The organism is Paenibacillus sp. Y916 (genome assembly GCF_056786435.1).
Genome location: NZ_JBXCJA010000033.1, coordinates 1 through 544 on the forward strand (window position 1 = coordinate 1; position 544 = coordinate 544).

Here is a 544-nt window from a genome sequence, read left to right on the forward strand (position 1 = left end):
GCTATATTTCCATTCGTATACTTGGTTGTATAAGATTGAACAGGATTCTTTTTTGATTTGAAACGTGGTTGTTTGTTTTGCTTTTTGTAATAGCGTTGGAATGAATCTGCTAAGTTCTCGACCGATTTTTGAAGGGAAATACTATCTACTTCTTTAAGAAAAGAATAGTGTTTTTTTAATTCACGGACAGCTTTGACAGACTCATATTTATTGAAGAAGGTACCCTTCCAGTTGTTGGATGGTAGTTGACCATTCTGTTTCATTTCTTCAACGATGTACCAATAGGCATCTTTTTCTTTCTGTTTGGCAAGGAAAAAGTTGAAGACGAACCTTGAACAACCGATGGTCTTATGTATGAGTACTGCTTGTTTTCTGTTTGGATAGATACGAAATTTGTATGCTTTATGTACTAACATCAGTCATACCTCCATCATATCGAGAACGTTTGTTCTATTATATCATACGAAGGAAGTATTTGGCTATCGCCAACCGAAATTCATCTCCCACCTACTCATTGAGCTTCGCCCTTCACATTCATTGAGGT

General features: G+C 36.2%; 1 protein-coding gene. It reads right to left on the reverse strand.

What is annotated here, in order from left to right; genetic code table 11:
* Positions 1-416 (reverse strand): helix-turn-helix domain-containing protein (locus AC1TO9_RS24540; RefSeq protein ID WP_482060741.1); only part of this gene is annotated, 416 nt, incomplete at its 3' end.
* Positions 417-544 lie beyond the last annotated feature (128 nt).